The sequence below is a fragment of the Saccharopolyspora erythraea NRRL 2338 genome, assembly GCF_000062885.1.
GTDB classification, from domain to species: Bacteria; Actinomycetota; Actinomycetes; order Mycobacteriales; family Pseudonocardiaceae; genus Saccharopolyspora_D; species Saccharopolyspora_D erythraea.
The window spans coordinates 5,253,547-5,273,563 of the sequence record NC_009142.1 but is presented as its reverse complement, the minus strand read 5'-3'; the positions used below and the strand labels follow the sequence as shown (position 1 = coordinate 5,273,563).

The 20,017-nt window shown below is 71.5% G+C and carries 20 protein-coding genes; 9 read left to right on the top strand and 11 right to left on the bottom strand.

The genetic code is table 11. From position 1 onward, the window contains the following. A complete protein-coding gene (locus tag SACE_RS22885; RefSeq protein WP_009948398.1) occupies positions 1 to 819 on the bottom strand; it encodes a class I SAM-dependent methyltransferase in 819 nt (272 codons plus the stop codon). Positions 820 to 943: 124 nt separating this feature from the next. On the opposite strand from SACE_RS22885, the gene SACE_RS22880 reads away from it, so the two are divergent. Then, a complete protein-coding gene (locus tag SACE_RS22880; RefSeq protein WP_009948399.1) occupies positions 944 to 1,990 on the top strand; it encodes a class I SAM-dependent methyltransferase in 1,047 nt (348 codons plus the stop codon). Here the strand turns inward: SACE_RS22880 and SACE_RS22875 are convergent. Both SACE_RS22875 and SACE_RS22870 read right to left on the bottom strand, forming a co-directional pair. Then, positions 1,987 to 2,292: a phosphodiester glycosidase family protein gene (locus tag SACE_RS22875; protein WP_009948400.1), complete on the bottom strand. Its 306-nt coding sequence runs from the start codon at positions 2,290 to 2,292 to the stop codon at positions 1,987 to 1,989. The two genes, SACE_RS22880 and SACE_RS22875, sit on opposite strands and share 4 nt — an antisense overlap. A 202-nt stretch (positions 2,293 to 2,494) precedes the next feature. Next, complete coding sequence (locus SACE_RS22870) at positions 2,495 to 3,151, bottom strand: class I SAM-dependent methyltransferase (RefSeq protein WP_011874429.1); 657 nt, start codon at positions 3,149 to 3,151, stop codon at positions 2,495 to 2,497. 116 nt (positions 3,152 to 3,267) lie between these two features. On the opposite strand from SACE_RS22870, the gene SACE_RS22865 reads away from it, so the two are divergent. Further along, positions 3,268 to 4,044, top strand: coding sequence for an Fpg/Nei family DNA glycosylase (locus tag SACE_RS22865; protein ID WP_009948402.1), 777 nt, complete (start codon positions 3,268 to 3,270; stop codon positions 4,042 to 4,044). A 13-nt stretch (positions 4,045 to 4,057) separates the two neighbouring features. On the opposite strand, the gene SACE_RS22860 is transcribed toward SACE_RS22865, so the two are convergent. Beyond that, positions 4,058 to 5,095, bottom strand: a complete 1,038-nt coding sequence (locus SACE_RS22860; protein ID WP_009948403.1) for an Lrp/AsnC ligand binding domain-containing protein — start codon at positions 5,093 to 5,095, stop codon at positions 4,058 to 4,060. A 93-nt stretch (positions 5,096 to 5,188) separates the two neighbouring features. Here SACE_RS22860 and SACE_RS22855 point away from each other — a divergent pair, with 93 nt between their 5' ends. Together SACE_RS22855 and SACE_RS22850 are read left to right on the top strand one after the other, a co-directional pair. After that, the gene (locus SACE_RS22855; RefSeq protein WP_044547521.1) at positions 5,189 to 6,751 is read left to right on the top strand and encodes an AbgT family transporter; all 1,563 of its coding nucleotides are present in this window, start codon (positions 5,189 to 5,191) and stop codon (positions 6,749 to 6,751) included. 43 nt (positions 6,752 to 6,794) lie between these two features. After that, on the top strand, positions 6,795 to 7,949 hold the full coding sequence (locus tag SACE_RS22850) for a M20 family metallopeptidase (protein WP_009948405.1): 1,155 nt from the start codon (positions 6,795 to 6,797) through the stop codon (positions 7,947 to 7,949). 15 nt (positions 7,950 to 7,964) lie between these two features. Here SACE_RS22850 and SACE_RS22845 read toward each other — a convergent pair whose 3' ends face one another. Further along, a complete protein-coding gene (locus tag SACE_RS22845; RefSeq protein ID WP_009948406.1) occupies positions 7,965 to 8,504 on the bottom strand; it encodes an ArsR/SmtB family transcription factor in 540 nt (179 codons plus the stop codon). A 33-nt stretch (positions 8,505 to 8,537) separates the two neighbouring features. Here SACE_RS22845 and SACE_RS22840 point away from each other — a divergent pair, with 33 nt between their 5' ends. Next, positions 8,538 to 9,740 (top strand): MFS transporter, encoded by a 1,203-nt coding sequence (locus tag SACE_RS22840; RefSeq protein ID WP_157355953.1) that lies wholly within the window; start codon positions 8,538 to 8,540, stop codon positions 9,738 to 9,740. Positions 9,741 to 9,748: 8 nt separating this feature from the next. On the opposite strand, the gene SACE_RS22835 is transcribed toward SACE_RS22840, so the two are convergent. Both SACE_RS22835 and SACE_RS22830 read right to left on the bottom strand, forming a co-directional pair. Then, positions 9,749 to 10,525: an alpha/beta fold hydrolase gene (locus SACE_RS22835; protein ID WP_009948408.1), complete on the bottom strand. Its 777-nt coding sequence runs from the start codon at positions 10,523 to 10,525 to the stop codon at positions 9,749 to 9,751. A gap of 88 nt (positions 10,526 to 10,613) precedes the next feature. Beyond that, positions 10,614 to 11,456 (bottom strand): helix-turn-helix transcriptional regulator, encoded by an 843-nt coding sequence (locus tag SACE_RS22830; protein ID WP_011874427.1) that lies wholly within the window; start codon positions 11,454 to 11,456, stop codon positions 10,614 to 10,616. Positions 11,457 to 11,586: 130 nt separating this feature from the next. Here SACE_RS22830 and SACE_RS22825 point away from each other — a divergent pair, with 130 nt between their 5' ends. Then, on the top strand, positions 11,587 to 12,342 hold the full coding sequence (locus SACE_RS22825; RefSeq protein ID WP_009948410.1) for an SDR family NAD(P)-dependent oxidoreductase: 756 nt from the start codon (positions 11,587 to 11,589) through the stop codon (positions 12,340 to 12,342). A gap of 16 nt (positions 12,343 to 12,358) precedes the next feature. On the opposite strand, the gene SACE_RS22820 is transcribed toward SACE_RS22825, so the two are convergent. Then, positions 12,359 to 12,829, bottom strand: coding sequence for an Lrp/AsnC family transcriptional regulator (locus SACE_RS22820; RefSeq protein ID WP_011874426.1), 471 nt, complete (start codon positions 12,827 to 12,829; stop codon positions 12,359 to 12,361). A gap of 93 nt (positions 12,830 to 12,922) precedes the next feature. Between SACE_RS22820 and SACE_RS22815 the strand changes: the two genes are divergently transcribed. Continuing rightward, positions 12,923 to 13,846, top strand: coding sequence for a PhzF family phenazine biosynthesis protein (locus SACE_RS22815; RefSeq protein ID WP_011874425.1), 924 nt, complete (start codon positions 12,923 to 12,925; stop codon positions 13,844 to 13,846). 30 nt (positions 13,847 to 13,876) lie between these two features. Here the strand turns inward: SACE_RS22815 and SACE_RS22810 are convergent, their stop codons facing one another. Genes SACE_RS22810 through SACE_RS22800 form a run of 3 tightly spaced genes read right to left on the bottom strand, consistent with a single transcriptional unit; the run spans position 13,877 to position 17,761 of the window. Beyond that, entirely contained in the window at positions 13,877 to 15,130 is a 1,254-nt protein-coding gene (locus tag SACE_RS22810; protein WP_009948413.1) for an NAD(P)/FAD-dependent oxidoreductase, read from the bottom strand. Between the two features lie 37 nt (positions 15,131 to 15,167). Continuing rightward, entirely contained in the window at positions 15,168 to 16,496 is a 1,329-nt protein-coding gene (locus tag SACE_RS22805) for an MFS transporter (protein ID WP_009948414.1), read from the bottom strand. Further along, complete coding sequence (locus SACE_RS22800) at positions 16,493 to 17,761, bottom strand: M24 family metallopeptidase (protein WP_009948415.1); 1,269 nt, start codon at positions 17,759 to 17,761, stop codon at positions 16,493 to 16,495. Before SACE_RS22800 ends, SACE_RS22805 begins: the two co-directional genes overlap by 4 nt. A gap of 135 nt (positions 17,762 to 17,896) precedes the next feature. Between SACE_RS22800 and SACE_RS22795 the strand changes: the two genes are divergently transcribed. Together SACE_RS22795 and SACE_RS22790 are read left to right on the top strand one after the other, a co-directional pair. Further along, complete coding sequence (locus tag SACE_RS22795) at positions 17,897 to 18,859, top strand: LysR family transcriptional regulator (RefSeq protein ID WP_009948416.1); 963 nt, start codon at positions 17,897 to 17,899, stop codon at positions 18,857 to 18,859. Between the two features lie 228 nt (positions 18,860 to 19,087). After that, the gene (locus SACE_RS22790; protein WP_157355954.1) at positions 19,088 to 19,873 is read left to right on the top strand and encodes an SAM-dependent methyltransferase; all 786 of its coding nucleotides are present in this window, start codon (positions 19,088 to 19,090) and stop codon (positions 19,871 to 19,873) included. The last annotated feature ends 144 nt before the right edge of the window (positions 19,874 to 20,017 follow it).

Here is a 20,017-nt window from a genome sequence, read left to right as displayed (position 1 = left end):
TCAGCGCTTGGCCGCTGTTGTCCCGTCATTCGGCCCTTTGCGCCCCACGAGGTGGAAGACGCGGCTGAGCCCGCGGTAGGGGTCTCGCCGGCCGGCTTCGAGCTCGACCGCGGCGGCCGCCGCCACCTGCTCCGAATCGCCCGGGTCCAGCTCGGCTCCGCTGAAGTCGAGCCAGTCGACGAACAGCCACACCCCGTACCAGCGCAGTGGCTCCACGCCGCGGCTCCGCACGAGCTCGCTGAGCTCCTCCACCGTGTCGGCTCGGGTCGGCACTCCCAGCACCCCGATCTCGCCCCTGGCGTCGAAGGACGCCAGGGCGTCGTCCCACCGCCGTTCCAGGGCCGGGCGCACCGCCATCGCGTTCGCGTTGCCCGCCATGATCGAGACGATGCCCCCGGCAGCGGCGCACCGGCAGAGCTGGTCGACCAACGGCTCCGGCTGCTCCTGGTACCCGAGCACGCCATGGCACAACACGGCGGCGAATCGCCGGCCGTTCACCGCCTCGTCGGCGTTCTCGCCGTCGGCTTCCAGGAGCGTCACCCTCCGCTGGGCCTCGTCAGGCAGCCGATCGAGGCGCTGCCGGGCCTTGTCCAGCATCGCCGACGACGGGTCGAGCAACGTCACGTCGTAGCCGGCCTGGGCCAGCGGGAACGACTGGTGGCCCGCGCCGCCGCCGACGTCGAGCACCGGCGCCGGAGGCGGCGGCAGGTGCTCGAGCAACTGCTGGTGCAACACATAGGTGCGCACGCGCCCCTTCACCGAGGCGTAGGCCCCATCGGCGAACTGGTCGGCCAAACCGGCCCAGGTGTCATCGTCCACGCCCGACGATATCTCCGCCGCTCCGCAGGGCCACCACCAGATGTGCAGGGTCCGTCGGCCCTACGGAACCTGGCGGGGCCGTGCTAGAGCGGTATGAGTCGCTGCCGACGGGAGGGGGCCGCAGATGGACCACAAGAAGGTCGACGAGTTCCTCGGGCGGTTCGTGAGCGACCTGGCCGCGACCGAGGCCGCGGGCTCGGTCGTGATCGGGCACCGGCTCGGCCTCTACCGCGCGCTGGCGCAGGCCCCGGCGACGCCCGACCAGTTCGCCGAGCGGACCGGGTACGACCTGCGCTACCTCACCGAGTGGCTGCGCGGCCAGGCCGCCGGCGGCTACGTCGGCTACGACCCGGCGACCGGGGAGTTCTCGCTCAGCGAGGAGCAGGCGTTCTGCCTGGCCGACCCGAACGGCCCGAACCTGCCCGCCGCGTTCCTCGTCGCGCTGGGCATGCTGCGCGCCGAACCCCGGATCACCGAGGCGTTCCGCACCGGCGCCGGGTTCGGCTGGCACGAGCACCACGAGGACGTCTTCGTCGGCTGCGACGCCTTCTACCGGGCCGGCTACGTGGCCGAACTGGTGGCGAGCTGGATCCCGGCGCTGGAGGGGGTCGACGCGAAGCTCACCGCCGGGGCCCGGGTGGCCGACCTCGGCTGCGGGCTCGGCTCCACCTCGGTGCTGATCGCCCAGGCCTACCCGCGCACGACCGTCGTCGGCTCGGACTACCACGCCGAGTCGATCGAGCTGGCCCGCAAGCAGGCAGCCAGGGCCGGGGTCACCGACCGCGTCACCTTCGAGGTCTCCACCGCGCAGTCGTTCACCGGCGGCGACTTCGACCTGGTGACGATGTTCGACTGCCTGCACGACATGGGAGACCCGCTCGGTGCGGCCCGCCAGGTGCGGCGGGCCCTGGCACCGGACGGGACCTGGCTGCTGGTCGAGCCCTACGCCGCCGATGACGTGGAGGACAACTTCAACCCTGTCGGACGGCTGTACTACAGCGGCTCCACGTTCCTCTGCGTCCCCAACGCTCTTTCCCAGCCGGGCGGGTACGCGCTCGGCGCCCAGGCCGGCGAGAGCGCGACCCGCCAGGTGGCCGCCGACGCCGGTTTCACCCGATTCCGGCGCGCCACGCGGACCCCGTTCAACCTCGTCTACGAGATCCGGACCTAGGAACCTGTTGGTCGCCGGACGCCGGGGCCTCGGCGTCCGGGGACGACTACCAGGGCGTCTCCGACCGCACGTTCGCCGGTGGCGTCGGACGGGGAGTTGGCCGGCTTCCCGTTGACGACGAACGAGGTCGAGCCGCCGCTGTCGAGGTTCATCGCGTTCACCGCGCCCAGCGAACGCATGAAGCGCGCCGCTTCCAGCAGGGTGAAGCCCGCGCTGCTGCCCGGCCGGCGCCCGTCGACGGTGACCGGCAGCAGACGGCCCGCCTGGTCGATGCCGGCCATGATGCGTGGCTGGCGCCGCACTCCCCACAGCGAGTTCGCTGCTCGTCCACTCCGGCTCCGCCGGAGCGGCCGGAAACCCCGACGCGGTGCTCGTCAGCAGCAGCACGAGCGAGAGCGAGCCGGTCGCGAGCGCGGTGCGAGGGCACTGTCCCGACAATCGTGACCAGTCGTGCAAAACCGGCTCGAACCGGCCGGTGCACCGTTGCCGCCGCGGGTTCCGCGGTCACCGCGGGAGGGTCTGGGTGACCCGCCACAGCCGACGGGGCAGATCGCCCTCCTCGAAGGCGTGCACCTCGTCGAGCGTCCAGCCGTCGGCGAGCGAATCGACCAGACCGCGCGGGAAGAAGTGGACGGCGAAGCCGTCGTGCTCGAAGATGTCGTCGCCGTGCGCGACGCCGGTGCCGTGGTGGGCGTCTCCGGTGTGGCGGACGGTGTAGACGAGCACCCCGCCGGGCCGCAGGACGCGGTGGATCTCGCCGACCAGGGCGTGGATCTCCTCCGTGGACAAAGCCATGCACAGCAGCATGTGCGCGAAGACCGCGTCGACGGACGCATCCGCCGAGGGGAGCGGATGCCGCACGTCGTGCACCGCGGTGGTGACCCGCTGCTCGACCTGCTGCGCGCGGGCGGCATCCCGGAGCTGCTGAAGTCCGGACGAGCTGAAGTCGAGGGCCTGGACGGTGAAACCCTCGCGGGCGAAGTGCAGCGCGTCGCGGCCGTGCCCGGCTCCCAGCTCCAGCACGTCCCGGGCGCCCGCGGCGCGGAAGACGCCGGCCGCGTGGACCGCGGGGGCGGACGGCTCCTCGCCGTACATACCGGGGTGGGCGCTGTAGGTGTCCTGCCAGTGCGCGCGTTGGCTCTCGGCCAACTCGTCGTCCACCACGTCCTCCATCCCTCTCCCGTGCGCCCTCAGCGTAGCCATCCCACTGCGACGGTCGTTCCACGCGGCAGACGCTCGGCGGCATGGAGCCGGTCCAGCCGGGGTAGCCACGAGGGATGCCCGAGCTGCCCGATGTCGAGGGGTTCCGCCGAGTGGCCGCCGAGGCCGCGCGCCAGCGGGTGCGTGACGTGGAGGTGTTCGATCCGCAGGTGGTGCGCGGTCTCGTCGAACAGGTGCGGGGCCGCTACCTGGGCGAGGCCCGCAGGCACGGGAAGTGGCTGGTGCTGCCGACCTCGTCGCGCGACGGCGACGATCCGCCGTGGCTGCTCGTGCACTTCGGCATGACCGGGATGCTGCTGCGCTGCCCGCCCGGCGAGGACGTCCACGCCCACGACCGCGTGGTTCTGCACCTCACCAGGGACGACCTGCGCTACCGGGACATGCGCAAGCTCAAGGGCATGCGGGTCGTCCGGCGGTCCGAGGTGGACGGGTTCCTCGACGAGCTCGGCCCGGACGCGGCGGCGGTGCCCCTGCCGGACTTCCGCGCGTGCGTCGGCCGGGGCCGGCGCGCGTTGAAGTCGGCGCTGATGGACCAGTCGACGGTGGCCGGGCTGGGCAACCTGTGCGTCGACGAGATCCTGTGGCGGGCCCGGCTGGACCCGAAGACGCCCACCACCGAGCTCGACGGCGACCGCTGGCGGTCCCTGCACCGGACGATGCGCTCGGTGCTGCGGCAGGCCGAACGCGCGGGGCGGGTGCCGGACCGGCCGTCCTGGCTCACCGGGCACCGCGACGACCCGGGCGAACGCTGCCCGCGCTGCTCCGGGACGTTGCGGCGGGCGAAGGTGGCCGGGAGAACGACCGTCTGGTGCCCGGCGTGCCAGCGGGGTTGAGCCGGGTTCCGGCTCAGCCCGTGCCTTCGGCCGTGCGGCGAGCGAGGATGTCGTGGCGGCGCTCGCCGAGTAGCACGTCCTGCTCGCGGTCGATCCACTGCCTGCGCAACACCCCCAGCGCGATGGACATGGCCGTCTCGCGCACGCCGGGCAGCGCGCCGAGCTCGTCGGTGACGAACGACGCCAGATCGTCCTCGCCGCGGAACACGCCGTGGTGGATGAGCGCTGAGCTGCCCGCCACCATGACGGTGAACCGGCCGGAGGGATGCCGGGACAGCGCGTCGAGCGCGCTCGGGATGTGCTGCGGCTGGACCTTGACCGCGCACAGCGCGGTGACGGGGAAACCCACCGCGGCGGGCTCGACCTCGACGCGCGGTCTCGCGGCACCGCCGTCCAGCAGGGACTGGATGACGCGGTAGGCGGTCGACCTGCTCAGGCCGAGTTCGCGGGCGACCTGCGCCGCCGAGATCCGGCCGTCGTCGAACAGCAGCCGCAGGACGTCGAACTCGGTGGTGCTCAGCGGCGGGACGGTCCGCGGTTCGCTGTCGGTGCCCGGTAGCCCGTGCTGGGACAGCGCCGACGCCTGCTCGGTGCTGAGCCGTCCGATGCGCCAGTCGATGCCTTGCCGGACGGGGCGCAGCACGAGCTCCGAGTGCAGGGACGCGACGCCGGGGATGCTCGGCAGGTCGCGTGAGAGCAGCCTCCTCGAGTCGGTGCCCCGCAGCGGGTAGATGGTGCAGTGGATGTCGGCGTCGCCCGTGGTGATCAGGATCGACTGCGCCTCCGGGACCGCTTGGAGCGCGGTCGCGACCTGCTCGGTCCGTCCGGGCTCGCAGCGGATCCACACCACGTAGGGGTTGCCGCTGGTGATCAGCGACCAGTGCACCGTGGAGATCACCCGCACGAGCCGCCGCCGCTGGAGCTGCTGCAGCCGCCGGCCCACCGTGGTCGCCGAGCTGCCGAGCACGTCGGCGATCACGTTCAGCGGCACCCGGGGGGCCAGTTGCAGCGCCGCGATCAGGTCGAGGTCGGCGTCGTCGAGAGCATCCACGTGGGCATCCTAATCGGAACGATGCACCCGATGACAGGCTTTCCATTGACACATCATCGCGCCGTGGTGTTGCATTCGCGCACAAGTTTTCAGATGGAAGGCGGTGGCGGCGTGCGTCGAGCGGTTCGGGAACGACCGGGAACCTCGCTGGTGCTCCGTGCGCTCGAGGTCGTGGACCGGGTCGGAAACAAGCTGCCCCATCCGTTCTGGCTGTTCGTCATCCTGGGCGCGCTGGTGGTCCTGGCGAGCTGGCCGCTGGCCGCGCTCGGGGTGTCGGCGGTCTCGCCCGCCGACGGGGAGCGCATCGCCGTGCGCAGCCTCGTCTCCGGTGAGGGCGTGCGGATGATGCTCGGCGACCTCATCGACAACTTCGTGAACTTCCCGCCGCTGGGCCTGATCGTGGTGGTCATGCTCGGCGTCGCGGTCGCCGACAAGACCGGACTGCTGCCGGCGATGATGCGCGGTGCCCTGTCGAGGGTGCCGCCCAGGCTCGTCACGTTCGCCGTCGCGCTGACCTCGATGTTCGGCCAGGTGGCCTCCGACGCGGCGTTCGTGGTGATCATCCCGCTCGCGATGGTCGCGTTCCGGGCGGTGGGGCGCAGCCCGGTGATCGGTGCCGTCGTCGGGTACGTGTCGGTCGGCGGCGCGAGCAGCATCGGCCTGGTCATCACCGGCAGCGACGCGGTGTTCGCGGGCGTCACCACGTCGGCCGCGCACACGATCGACCCCGGCTACGCCGTCACGCCGGTGTCGAACTACTACTTCTCCGCGGTGTCGTCGGTGATTCTGGCGATCAGCATCACGGTGGTCACCGAACTCGTCGTCGCCCGCAGGGTGGCCGCGATGAACCGCGCCGAGCCGGAGCTCACCGACGTCGAAGAGCTGCCCGACATGACGCTGTCCGCCGGGGAGAAGACCGGAGTGCGGCGAGCGATGATCGCCGCCGCCGCGTTCCTGGCCGGTGTCGTCCTGGCGGTGCTGCCGTCCGGGTCGCCGCTGCGCGGCGACGGCGGGTCCATCGTGGACTCACCGCTGATGGACAACGTCGCCGTCGTGCTGATGCTGTTCTTCCTCGTGATCGGCGTCGTCTACGGCGCCACCACGGGCACGATCACCGCACCCGGTGACGTTCCCGAGCTCATGGCGCGGGGCCTGCGGGAGCTCGTGCCGGTGCTCGTGCTGTTCTTCGCCGCGTCGCAGTTCCTGGGCTACTTCAAGTGGACCAACATCGGCCAGGTGATCGCCATCGGCGGTGCCGATCTGCTGCGCTCGCTGGGCGCGAGCCCGGTGTTGATCTTCGTCGGCGCCATCGTGCTCGTGAGCGTGCTCAACCTGCTGCTGACCAGCGGGTCGGCGATGTGGGCGCTGGTGGCACCGGTGCTGGTCCCGATGCTCATGCTGCTGGACATCCAGCCGGAGACCACGCAGGCGCTGTTCCGCGTCGCCGACGCGCCGACCAACAGCCTCACGCCGATGAGCCCGTACTTCGTCATCGCGCTCGGCTTCATCCGCCGGTACCGGCCGTCGGCGGGCGTCGGCACGCTGATGTCGCTCGTGCTGCCGCTCGCGCTGGTGAACCTGTGCGTGTGGACCCTGCTCTTCCTCGCCTGGTACGGACTCGGCCTGCCGCTCGGCCCGGGCGTGCCGATCCGCTGACCGCCACCTCCGCCGTCCACAACAGACAGAAAGGCCCCGCGCCATGCCCGCCCGGCGATTGTCCGACTGGTGCCACGACCGGCTCGATGCGATGCTGGCCGACCTCCGGCTGCTCGTGACGCACGAGTCGCCCAGCTCGCGGAAACCGCTGCTGGACAAGACCGCCTCGGCCATCACCACCTGGCTGACCGACCGGCTCGGCCGCCCCGACGAGTGCCACCGGCACCAGCACGACGACTGCGGCGACCTCCTGGAAACCGTCTACTGCGGTACCACCGCAACCGAGGTGGTGCTCCTCGGGCACTACGACACCGTGTGGCCGGAGGGGACTCTGGCGGACTGGCCGTTCGAAGTCCGCGACGGCGAGGTGACCGGACCGGGCGTCTTCGACATGAAGGCAGGTCTGGCCACCGGCGTGTGGGCGCTGCGCGCACTGCGGGAGCTCGACCTGCCGCGCCCCACCGTGCGGCTGCTGTTCAACGGCGACGAGGAACTCGGCAGCCCGCACTCGCGGGCCCGGATCGAGGAAGCCGCCGCCGGGGCCGCGGCGACACTGGTGCTCGAACCGGGCAGCGGGTGGGACGTCAAGACCGAGCGCAAGGGCGTCGGCATCTTCGCGCTGACCACCACCGGTGTCGAGTCGCACGCGGGGCTCGACCCGGCGGCGGGCGCGAGTGCCGTGCACGCGCTGTGCGAACTGGTCGGCCGGCTCGTCGCCGCGCAGGACCTGGGCGCGGGCACCACGATCAACGTCGGCACCATCACCGGCGGCAGCGCGCGCAACGTGGTGGCCGCATCCGCCTCGTGCCTGGTCGACATCCGGGTCGAATCCACCGAGGAGGCCGAGCGGATCGACCGAGTCCTCGCGGGACTCCGGCCCGCCGACCCACGCGTCACCGTGGCGGTGCACGGCCGGTGGAGCAGGCCGCCGATGCGGCTCACGCCGTCCGGGCGGCGGCTGTTCGCCCTCGCCGACGAGGTTGCCACCGAACTGCGCGGACCTCTCGGCGCGCTGCACGTCGGCGGCGGCAGCGACGCGAACTTCCTCGCCGCGCTCGGCTTTCCCGTGCTGGACGGGCTCGGCGCCAGCGGCGGCGGAGCGCACGCGCGGCACGAGCACGTCCTGCTGGAAGCGCTGCCTCACCGGACCGCACTCGTGGCGGGCCTGCTGCACCGGCTCACCACCGAGCGGGTGTAGCAGCGCTGCCGCTCGCTACGACCGCTCCTCGTCGTCCGCGGGAACGCTCATCTGGAAGGTCATCATGGTGGCGGCGACCGGAATCGTGCCCTGAGTGCTCGGGGGCCGGCTTCGCGCGTGGAGCCGGTCGACGAGGTCGGCCAGGTCACGGCGGAACTCCTCCCATTCCTCGGGCCGCACCCACAGGTCGGCGTCGACGATCACCGCTTCTCCGGGCACGCAGCGCTGCGACCGCCAGCGCATGTTCACGGCGAGCGCTTCCGACAGCAGCGCAACGCTTTCCGGCCGCGATGACAGGTGCGTGCCGTGGACGGTCCGGTAAAGCCGCTCCCGGCCGCCCCGCTTGGCGCGGACCTCGTCGAGCTCCACCAACCCGACGTCGACCAGCTTGCGCAGGTGCTGGCTGGCCAGGCCGTGGGAGATGCCGAGCGCCCTGGCCAGACCGGCCGCACTCCGCGGAGCCGACCAGATCAGCGACAGCATGCGCAGCCGCACCGGATGCGCCAGCGCCCGCAGGGCGGGATCGGCGTTGCTGCCGTTGGGATCGTTCGCCACCGCGACACCCTAGCACTCGCTAGGGTGTGGGGCGTGGTTCCGGAACGAGCGGCCACCGCGATGGTGCGGCGGCGCACCGCGGCGCGGCGCGATGCCGCCTACTACCTGACGGGGATGACCGCGGCGCTGCTCGGCGGGAGCACGATGGTCCTCGTCGCCGGTGTCTGGGTGAAGGACCTGTCCGGCAGCAGCTCGCTCGCCGCGCTGGTCTCGGCCTGCGTCTACGCGCCTTCCGCGTTCGGTTTGCTCGCCGGTCTGGTCGCCGACCGGGTGCGGCGGAAACCGCTGCTCGCGGCGACCAACGGCGCCGCCGCCATCGCGATGCTGCTCCTGCTGGCGGTGCGTTCGGACGACCAGCTTTGGCTGATCTACGTCGTGATGACCTGCTACGGCACCGCACTGGTGCTGACGGATCCGGCGGAGCAGGGACTTTTCGTCGCGCTGTTGTCCACTGAGGAGCGCAGGCGCATCAACGGCGCCCGCATGGCCATCCAGGAGGGCGGCAAGATCGCGGCTCCGCTGCTGGGGGTCGGGCTCTACGCCGCGATCGGCGGTGGGCCGGTCGCGTTCGCCTCGGCGGTGGCGTTCGCGGTTGCTGCCGTGGTCATCTCGCGGCTGCGCGTCTCGGAACCGTCGCCGTCCGCCCCGCGGGGGCGGCGGCGCGGCGAACTGGTCGCCGGCTTCAAGCACATCGCGCGGCGGTCGGCGCTGCGCACCGCGACGGCCGGCGCGACCATCGCGATGTTCGCCTCCGGCACGCTGATCGCGGCGAGATTCGACCTGGTCGACGCACTCGGCTACCCACCCGGCTTCATCGGCGTCGTGACCGGGCTCCTCGGGGTGGGCTCGCTGGTCGCGAGTCTCACCAGCTCGTCCGCGATCCGGCGGTTCCGCGAACCGAACGTGCTCCTGTTCGGCCTCGGCAACGCGTGTGCGGGATACCTGCTCACCGCCACCGGATGGCTGCCGGGTGTGCTCCTCGGCTCCTTCGTGCTGGGCTTCGCCCTGCCGTGGACGGTGATCTCGCAGATCAACCTCAGCCAGCGGCTCACACCGGTGCGGCTGCAAGGACGTGTCGCAGCGGCGGCGGGCCTGCTGCTGTTCGCCCCGCAACCCCTGGCCAACCTGCTGGGCGCATGGGCCGTCGAGGCGGTCGGCTACCGCGTGCTCTACCTGGTCGCGGCCGTCGTCGCGGCGGTGAACGTGATCTGGTCGGTACGACGCCCGCTGCGGTAGCGACGGACTCAGGGAGTCGTGCCGGGGTGATCGGAGTCGAGGAAGTGCGCGAGGCGTGGGAGAACCACGTCCGCTGACATGGCTCCGAGGTGGTCCTCACCGGGGATCACCTCGACCGACCAGCCCAGGGCTTCGAGCTCGGCCTGGTGGCGGGTGACGATGGCGCCGAGGTCGGCGATCGGCTCGGTTCCCGCGGTGATGCGGTCCTCACCGCCGACGAAGCACAGCCTCGGGCAGCTGATGCGCTGTTGCGCGGCGCGGTCGTCGAAACCGGCCAAGTGCTCGTAGTAGGTGACGAACCGGGTCAGCTGGGCTCGTTGCTCCTCGGGGATCTGCTGGCCGAACGCGTCCAGCTCCACGTCGGCCAGTGCGCGGCTGTAGTGCAGCATCTCCCGGTACGGGCCGCCCAGGGGCGGGAAGCCGGTCATCGCCAGTGCCGTCAGGCGGTCGGTGCGCAGTGCCAGCTGGAGGCCGGCCACGCCGCCCCACGAGTAGCCCCACCAGGCGAAGTCGCCGGCTCCGGCGGCGTCGGCGATGCGGAGCATGTCGTCGCTGACGCCGTCCGGGGTGAGCGCGCTGGTGGTCGCGGGGCCCGGGTAGCTCATCACGACCACGCGGTAGCGGTCGCGCAGCCCGCCGATCATCGTCTCGGTGAAACGCAGGACGTGGTCGCGCAGCGGGTGCTGGGGCGGACGGGGATCGGCGTTGAAGAGCAGCACGGCAGGCCCCTCGCCATGGGCCTCGTAATAGATCTCGCTGCCGTCGTGCGCGGCCACCGTCGGCACGACACCACCCCGTCAACACATGAGCCTGCTCCGACGCGGGGACGCTACCGGCTCCGATGTTCGCTCGCCGTCAAGCCGAGGGGAGCAGTCAGGAACGTTCGGGTTGGTGTTGGTGTGTGGTGGCGTGCAGGGTGCTCAGCAGCGCGAGGGCGTCGGCACTGGGGCTCGCCGGTTCCGCGTGGTAGATGACCAGTTGCTGCCCTGGGGCGCTGCGCACGTCGAAAGCCTGGTAGGTCAGCGTCAAGGGCCCGACATCGGGGTGGACCAGGTGCTTGGGTTCGTGGGTCTTGCCGCGTACCTCGTGGGAGTTCCACAGGGCGCGGAACTCCTCGCTGCCGTCGCTGAGCTCGGCCACCAGGCGCAGCAGACCGGGGTCGTTCGGGTCGACGCCGAAGCCCCTGCGGAGGTTGGCCGCGGTGGCCTGCGCGGTCCAGTGCCAGCGCGCGTGGAAGTGGCGGCCCGAGGGATCGAGGAAGGTCATGCGGGCGAGGTTGTCCGCGCGGTGGAACGGTGCGAACAGCGCGTCGGCCAAGGCGTTGGTGGCCAGCACGTCCAGGATCCGGTTGAGCACGAACGCCGGGGTGCTGGAGTAGCCGTCCATCAGCTGCCGCAGCTCCGGGCTCGCGGTCTGCGGTACCGGTGCGGGCGCGGTCGCCGGTGCGGTGCCCGCCAGCCGGTACAGGTGCTCGCGCGCGTCGGGGCCGAGGTCCAGTGCGCGGCTCAGCGCGTCGAGGACCTGCGGAGAGGGACTGGATTCGCGGCCCTGTTCCAGGCGGGTGTAGTAGTCGGCGTTCACGCCGGCGAGCACGGCGACCTCCTCGCGGCGCAGTCCGGCCACCTTGCGCCGGCCTGAATGGAGCACGGCCGCGTCCTCAGGTGACCGTTGCGCGCGCCGTGCCCGCAGGAACTCGCCCAACCCTCCACCGCTCATGCGGCCACCGTAGGCCGGTTCCCGTGCGGCTGGGTGGGTGCGGCGCACCCAGCCACCGCACGTCCTGCCGCTCACCGCACCGACTTCCGAGACTCGGTGGCACAAGACCGCGGCAGAGGAGGAACGAAGCATGGCTGCGAGGCTCGGAGGTAAGGTCGCGCTGATCACCGGCGCGACCGGCGGCATCGGAGAGGCCACCGCGGAGCTGTTCGCCCGCGAGGGAGCCCGCCTGGTCCTCACCGACATCGCCGACGACCGCCTGCGGGCGCTGGCGGATCGGCTCCGGGGGCACGGTGCGCAGGTGCTGACGACACCGCAGGACGTCTCCTCGGCCGAGCACTGGGACGAGGTCGCAGACCTGGTCCGCGGACGTTTCGGCCGGCTGGACGTCCTGGTCAACCTCGCCGGGATCGTGGACTGGCCGGGCATCGAGGACACCGCGCGGGACGCCTGGGAGCGGGTGATCGCGGTGAACCAGACCGGCACCTGGCTCGGGATGAAGGCCGCCATGCCGCTGTTGCGCGCGTCCGGCGGCGGATCGGTCATCAACACTTCGTCGGTCCTCGGTCTCGTCGGCAGCGGGGCGGCCGCCGCCTACCAGGCATCCAAGGGAGCCGTGCGGCTGCTGACCAAAACCGCCGCGGTCGAGTACGCCACGCAGGGAGTCCGGGTCAACTCGGTGCATCCCGGCGTCATCCGGACCCCGATGATCCAGGACTTGCTCGACGAGCAGGGCGACCAGCAGCCCGACGTCGTGCGCACCCCGATGCGCCGCGCGGGACGTGCCGACGAGGTCGCGCCCACGATGCTGTTCCTGGCCTCCGACGAGTCGTCGTTCGTCACCGGAGCCGAGTTCGTCGTCGACGGCGGACTGACCGCCCACTGAGCCCGGCAGCGCAAGCTCAGCCGCCCGGCCCGTCCACGGGAACGGGCCGGTCGGCGACGATGTCGTAGACGAGGTCGGTGGTGACCGAGCCGGTGCGGGCGAGGTCGCTGGTGATGGTGTCGAGGTCGGCCATGTCCGCGGCCAGCACCTCCATGACGTAGCAGGATTCGCCGGTGACCCGCACGCATCGGACGATCTGCGGGTTCTTGGCGAGGTGCGCCTCGACCTTGTCGTAGAGGGCACCGTGCACCTTCATCCGGACCAGTGCGCGCAGCGTGAACCCGAGCGCCGAGGGGTCGACGCGGGCGGTGAAGCCCGTGATGATCCCGTGCTCTTCCAGCCGGCGCAGGCGCACCCGGGTCGCCGAGAGTCCGAGCCGCGCCTGCCGGGCCAGGTCGGTCATCGAGATGCGGCCGTCGCGTTGGAGAGCCTCCAGCAGCACCCGGTCGACCTCGTCGAGCTCCGGTGTCACGTGGCGTGTGGTCATGGGCTGATTCTGCCGCAGATTCTGCGGTGATCCGCTCGGAATCGCGTCATCGTGCGCTGTGATCCGGCGGTGGGGCGTACCTAGTCTCGTGGCATGTCCTCATGGTTGGCAGAGCTCCGCGATCCCGTTCCGTTCGCCCTGGTCGACGTGTTCGGGTCGAGCCCGTTGTCCGGCAACCCGCTGGCGGTGGTCGACGCCTGCGAGCTGGGCGGCGAGGGGCCGCCCCCGCGCTGGATGCGGCAGGTGGCCCGCGAGATGAACCAGGCCGAGACGACGTTCGTGCTGCCTGCCGGGAGCGGGGGAGCGCACCGGCGGCTGCGCTCGTTCACCGCGGGTGGTGTGGAGGTGTTCGGCGCGGGCCACAACGCGCTGGGCGCGTGGTGGTGGCTGCTGGCCACCGGCCGGGTGCCGCGTCCCGACGACGGGGTGATCGTGCAGGAGATCGGGGACCGGCTGCTGGAGGTCCGGGTAGGGGATTCGGGCCGGCTCACGATGGCGCAGACCGCCGCCGCTTTCGGTGCCGAGGCCGAGCCGTCGGCCGTGGCAGCCGCGGTCGGCCTCGCGCCGGAGGACCTTGACCCCGCGGTTCCGCCCCGCGTGGTGGGGACCGGCGCCGACCACCTCATGGTCGGTGTCGCGAGCGACGCGGCGTTGGACGCGGCCGCCGTCGACAAGAAGGCCCTTGTCGACCTCGCCCGGCCTGTCGGAGCACAAGGGGTGTACCTCGCCGTGGTCGGTGACCGGCGGCCGGTGGCCACCACATCCGCCCGGTTCTTCAACCCCGGCTCGGGTCTGGACGAAGATCCCGCCACGGGGAGTGCGGCCGGGCCGTTGGCCGCCTACCTGGCGCACCTCGGGATTCTCGACCCCACGGGGGAACTGCTGGTGCACCAGGGCGAGTCGATGCAACGGCCCAGCACCATCGCCGCGTTCGCGGGTGCCGGCGGCGAGGTCACCGTCAGCGGCTCGGCGGTGCTCAGCGCGCAAGGGCGCCTGTGCGGGCCGAGCCGGGACTGAGCCACTGACCCGTGTCGCGTGTGGAAGCGTTCACCGGCGGGGGTCCAGTTGCCGCAGCCACGCGGGACCCGGTCGTCCCGTGATGGAGTCCGCGAGGAGCTGCCCGGTCAGCGGGCCGAGGACCATGCCCCACATGCCGTGCCCGCCGGCGACGTGCACGCGGGGCGATGCGGTGGGGCCGACGAGGGGGAGGCCGTCGGCGGTGCACGGCCGTGCACCGACCCACTCCTCGCGGCGGGCCTGCCAGTCGACTCCGGTGAACATGGGACGCGCGGAGTCGATGATCGTCCGGATCCGGCGTGGATCGAGCGGAGCGTCGGCGTGGCGGAACTCCATCATCCCGGTCACCCGGAACCGGTCGCCCAGCGGTGTGCAGGCCACCCGTTGCGCGGGCAGGTAGACCGGGTGGGTGGGCATGGTGTCGGGTCGGACGCTGAAGCTGTAGCCCCGTGCGGCCTGGACGATGAGGCGCACGCCGAACCGCCGGGCGAGCCCGGTGAGCCAGGCTCCGCCGGCGAGGACGACGGCGTCGGCGCGCCGGTCCGCACCGGTTGTGGAAACCAGCCGGACCCCGGACGCACCCAGGTCCGCGATGTCGGTTACGTCGAAGCCTTCGACTATTTCCCCGCCCCGCGCGCGGACGGCCCGGGCGAGGGCCTGCATGTAGTCGGGCGGGTTGATGAAGCGCTGGTCGTGCACGCGCACACCGGTGACCACGCGGCTGCTCAGCATCGGTTCCAGGGCACGGAGTTCGTCGCCGTCGACGAGGTCGTAACGGGCCTCGCCGCCGTGGTCGCGGACCGTGTCGAGCTCGCGGGTCAGGTGGTCGCGGCCGTGGACGTCGGCGCAGGCGGCCAGCAGCGGCTTGCCCTGCTGGGTGGGCGCGGTGACGCCGCCGGCGGCGAGTTCGTCGTAGGCCTGCAGACTGACCCGGTTGAGCTGGGTGAACACCGCCATGGCCCGGCGCCACCGCGACGGTGTGCAGTGCGCGGCGAACTGGGCGAGGAAGAGCCACAACCGGCGGTCGGCGGTCGGCGTCACGGCCAGTGGTGTGCGAGGCCGCAGCGCCGCGGACAGGCCGTAGCGCAGGGTTCCGGGTTCGGGCAGGGGCACGGTGAACGCCGGGTTGAGCATGCCCGCGTTGCCCCACGAGGCACCGGCGGCGACTCCGGTGCGATCGACGACCGTGACGCCGACGCCCCGCTGCTGGAGGAACCAGGCAGCGGCCAGCCCGGCCATGCCTGCTCCGACGATCGCGACGTGTTCGGGACGGGTGGGTGGCACGCGGGCTCCTCCTTCGCTCACGACAGGTTCTGCGCGGTCAGGCCCGACTGGGTGTTGCCGCAGGTGACGGGTTCAGCGGCTTTCGCGCGGTTTCCGGGCTCGCCAGGATCGGCACCAGCGCCACCAGCGAGACGAGGGCGAGGTAGAACGCGGGCATGTACAGGTTTCCGGTGGCGTTGACCAGGATGGTCATGAGCAGCGGTGCCGTCCCGCCGAACACCGCGAACGACAGGTTGTAGCCGACGGCGACGCCGGTGCCGCGGACCCGTGCGGGGAACAGCGCGGGCAGGGTCGCGGTCGTGGTGCCGAGCACGGGGATGTGGCACAGCGTCAGCATCAGCAGTCCGGCCAGGGTGTGGCCCCACGTGGCGTGACCGATCAGCCAGAACGCGGGCAGGGCGAGCACGGGGTAGCCGATGGCCGCGGCGGCGAGCATGGTCCGGCGGCCGAGCCGGTCCGACAGCGCTCCGGCGACGGGGATGCACGCGGTCAGCACGGCACCGACGACGAAGGTCTGCGCCTGCGCGGCCGCCGCGGACATGCCCAGGTTCTGCTCGAGGTAGGTGGGCATGTAGGTGAGCAGGACGTAGGTGCCGATGCTGGAGTAGATGACGATGCCGCCGCAGATGAGCACGCGGGTGCGGTGCCGGGTGAACGCCTCCCGCACCGGGGCCTGGGATTCCGCCGCCTGCTCGGCGAGTGCGTTGAAGGCGGGGGTGTCGGTGAGCCGCAACCGCAGGTACAGGCCGATGGTGCCCAGCGGGAGTGCGACGAGGAACGGGATGCGCCAGCCCCAGGAGTGCAGGTCCGCCTCGGGCAGGGCGTAGGTGAGGTAGGTGGTGATGCCAGAGGCGAGCAGGAAGCCGCCGATCGCCCCGAACTCCAGCCAGCTCGCCCACAGACCGCGGCGGGCGTCGGGTGCGTACTCGACGACGAAGGTGGCGGCACCGCCGTACTCGCCGCCGACCGCGAACCCCTGCACGAGCCGGGCCAGGATCAGCGCGATCGGCGCGAACGCGCCGATGGTGCCGTACCCGGGCAGCAGGCCGATCGCGAAGGTCGCGAGGGCCATGGTGAGGATGGTGATCGACAGGGTGCGCTTCCTGCCGATGCGGTCGTTGAGCGGACCGAGCAGGAACGCCCCGAGCGGGCGGATCAGGAACGCCACCGCGAAGGTCGCGAACGAAGCCAGCAGCGCCAGCGTCGGATCGCCCGGTGGGAAGAACACCGCGCCGAGGACGGCTGCCAGGTAGCCGTAGGTCGCGTAGTCGTACCACTCGGTGGCGTTGCCGATCATCGCGGCTGTGACGGCACGCCGGCGCAGCGCCGGGTCCACCGCGGCGGCGGGGTCGACGGGTGTGTTCATGACGTGTGCTCCCCGAGTTCGACGATGTCGGCGGGGCCGTGCGTCAGAACCCGCGCCCCGTCGCGTTCGACCACGAAGGTCTGGCTCAACCCCACGCACCGCCGCCCGAACGAGCGGAACGAACCGGGTATGTGGAACACCATTCCTTCTTGCAGCGGCTCGTGGTTGTCGCCGGTGATGTGGAAGGGCACCCCGTCCATCCAGTGCGGCTTGTGCGCCAGTCCCACGGGATAGCCGAACAGGTGGTGGAACACCACGTCTTCGGGCAGCGGCCCGAGCGACTCGCTCGCGTGCGCGGCGACCTGGGAGCACGGCACGCCCGGCTTGGCGTGGGCGAGCACCGCCGCGACCGCGTTCCGCGACAGTTCGGCCAGCACCCGGTCCACGGCATCCGGCCGGCCCCGCAGCACGGTGCGCATCACGGGTGCGTGGTAGCGGTGGTGCGTTCCGGCGAACTCCAGGAAGGTCGGCCCGGTGCTCAACGGCTGCCCGCGCCAGCTCGAGTGCGGGATGCCCGCCCGGGCGCCGGTGACCACGACCGGGCCCCACGCGGAGACCGAGTTGGCGTTCTCGATCAGGGCCGCCGCGATCGCGGCGGCGACCGAGGAATCCGTCGCACCGGACTCGCAAGCCGCCACGACGGCGGCGCGCTCGCCCGTGCGGGTCGCCACGGCGGCCTGCTCCACGCAGCGGATCTCGGCGGGCGAAAGCACAAGCCGCTCCCGCTCGACGAGGTGGTCGGCATCGACGACGGTCACCTCGCACCCGGCCAGCGCCTCCACCGCACGCGGAGGCGTGGAGGTGTGCGCCGTCTCGATGCCCACCCTTTCGGTGCGGGGCAGGCCTCCCACCGCGTCGTCGAGGAACATGCGCAATCCCTGCAACGCGTCGGAGTACGCGCAGTAGCGGAGGTGGTCGACCCGGGCGCTGGCCAGGGCTCGCCCGACTTCCAGGTCGGGCACGTAGAGCGTCGTGGCTGTGTCGGTCACCACCAACGGCTGCGGTGCTGTTTCCGCGGTGTGGTAACCGCAGACGTACTCGATGCTCGAAGGGCGGAAGACCATCAGCACGTCCAGCCCGAGCCGTGACATCCGCCGCCGGATGCGGTCCAGGCGCGCTTCGTACTCGGCATCGGTGAAAGGCCGTGGCTCCGCAGTGGCGACGCTGTCCATCGCGGCCGAGGTCAGCCACTTCGGCGCGGCGCCGCGGTCCAGTCCCGTGACCGTCGGCGGGGATACCGTTCGCTGCTGTTCACCCACGAGCATCTCCCTGATCGCTGGCGGTGGCAGGAGTCGCGCCGGAACGCGGGTTCCGCGGCGCGTGCGGTACGGGGAAGTCTGCGCGCGTCTTCGCTTCACGTCCATTCTTGAAATCTGCGCTGGAAGTTTTAGCGTTCCTTCATGGAACTGTCCTTGCGGCGGTTGCGGATCCTGCACGAGTTCGCCCGGCGCGGAACGGTCACCGCGACCGCGCGGGCGCTGCACTACACGCCGTCCGCGGTTTCCCAGCAGCTCGCCGAGCTCGAACGGGAGGTCGGCCACGTCCTCCTGGAGCCGGTCGGGCGGCGCCGTCAGCTCACCGACACCGGGCGGACGCTGGCGATGCACGCCGAACAGATCCTGGCCGCCGAGGAACGCGCCCGGATCGCGCTCGAGCAGCAGCACGACGTGGTCACCGGCACCCTGACCGTCGGTGTGCTGGCCACGGTCGCGGCGTCGCTGGTGCCACCGGCGCTGGCCATCCTGTCCCGGCGGCATCCCGGACTCGCCGTGCGGACGCGGGAAGTGAGCCCGGAAGCCGCGTTGACCGCTGTTCGCGACGGCGATCTGGACATGTCGTTCGTCCTCGACTACCCGCCCGACGCCTCCACGTCGTGGGAGCTGAAACTGGAGGCCACCGTCGTGGCGGTCGAGCAACTGCACCTCGTCGCTCCCGCCGGGATGTTCCAGTACGGCTCCCCGGTCGAGCTGGCCGATCTGGCCGAGCGCTCGTGGGTCGCATCGGGCCGGGACACCGACTTCGGGCGCGCTCTGCTGGCGGTGTGCCGCCGCGCCGGGTTCGAACCGCGCATCGCGCACCAGGTCGACGAGCAGGCGACCGCCATGGCCATGGTCGCGGGAGAGCTCGGAATCACGCTGGTCGCCGACCTCGGCCTCGCGCTCCGTCCGCAAGGCGTCGAGATCCACCGGCTCCGGCAGCCGATCGCGCGCCGCGTCATCCTGCTGCGCCGCGACGCCACCCGCCGCCGACCGTCCGAGTCGGCGTTCCTCCGTGCGGTCCTGGACGCCGCCATGTCGTTGGAGCTGGGGCCGTCCGGTCAAACCGAGACAAATCCGTGCGTCATCGGACAAAGCCCCGGGTAGGACGAGTTCCGCAGGAATCCGCCCGAAGGAGTTCCGGGCGTCACCATGACGGCGGTTGCGTCTTCGGCCGAACGGAAGCCCGAGAACACCGGAGAAGACTAGTGATCATGCCGGACGTGTGCACTACTCTGCCCGGCAAGGTGACGCAGCGCTTGCTCCGATGGCGCGCGCCGCGCAGCGAAGTCGCGCACGGAAGGGGCGATGCGGCCGATGCCGACGCAGGACGGCGTGCGAGTTCCATCGGGAGTCGACGGGTCCGTGCCGAGCGCGGCGCGGATCTACGACTGGCTGCTCGGTGGATCGCACAACTTCGAGGCGGACCGCCGGTTCGGGCAGCAGCTGCTCGCCCAGCACCCCTACACCCGCCACATGGCGATGCTCAACCGGAACTTCCTCCGCGTCGCCGTGGAGATGATGCTGGAAGCGGGCATCCGGCAGTTCCTGGACCTCGGTTCCGGAATCCCCACCGTGGGCAACGTCCACGAGATCGCGCACCGGCACCATCCCGAGAGCCGCGTGCTCTACGTCGACAACGAGGCCGTCGCCGTGGCGCACACCGAAATCCTGTTGAAGGACACCGAGAACGCGACCATGGTGCAGTCCGACGCCTGCGACGTCGATGCCGTGCTCGGGGACGAACGCACGCGGGAGATGCTGGACCTGTCGCAGCCCCTCGGACTCCTGGCCGTCACCCTGTTCCACTACGTCGCCGAGGAGAGCGATCCGGCGCGGGTGATGGCCCGGTACCGCGACGTTCTCGCGCCCGGCAGCGTCCTGGCGATGACGCATCTGTTCACAGATCGCGCGACGGAGGAGATCGTCGAGCTGATGCGCCGGACCCAGAACAACGTGTTCCCCCGCACCAGGGAGGAGATCGCCGGGTTCTTCGGCGACCTCGACGTCGAGGAGCCCGGCCTCGCACCGGTCTCGTCGTGGCTCGCGCACCAGGGCATCGACGTCGACCAGGACGCCGGTGCGGGACGTCTCCTCGCCGGCGTGGCGCGAAAGCGCTAGGCCGGGTTCCGGATGCATCTCCGACTGACGTATGTCTGTACGCGGCGTCGAAACCGTCCTCGCGAGAAGACGGCTGAGAACCCGCGGGGTGGTCCAGCTGAGTCCCACACCGCAAGCCGCTTCGCTCTTGTAAAACAGAGCCCA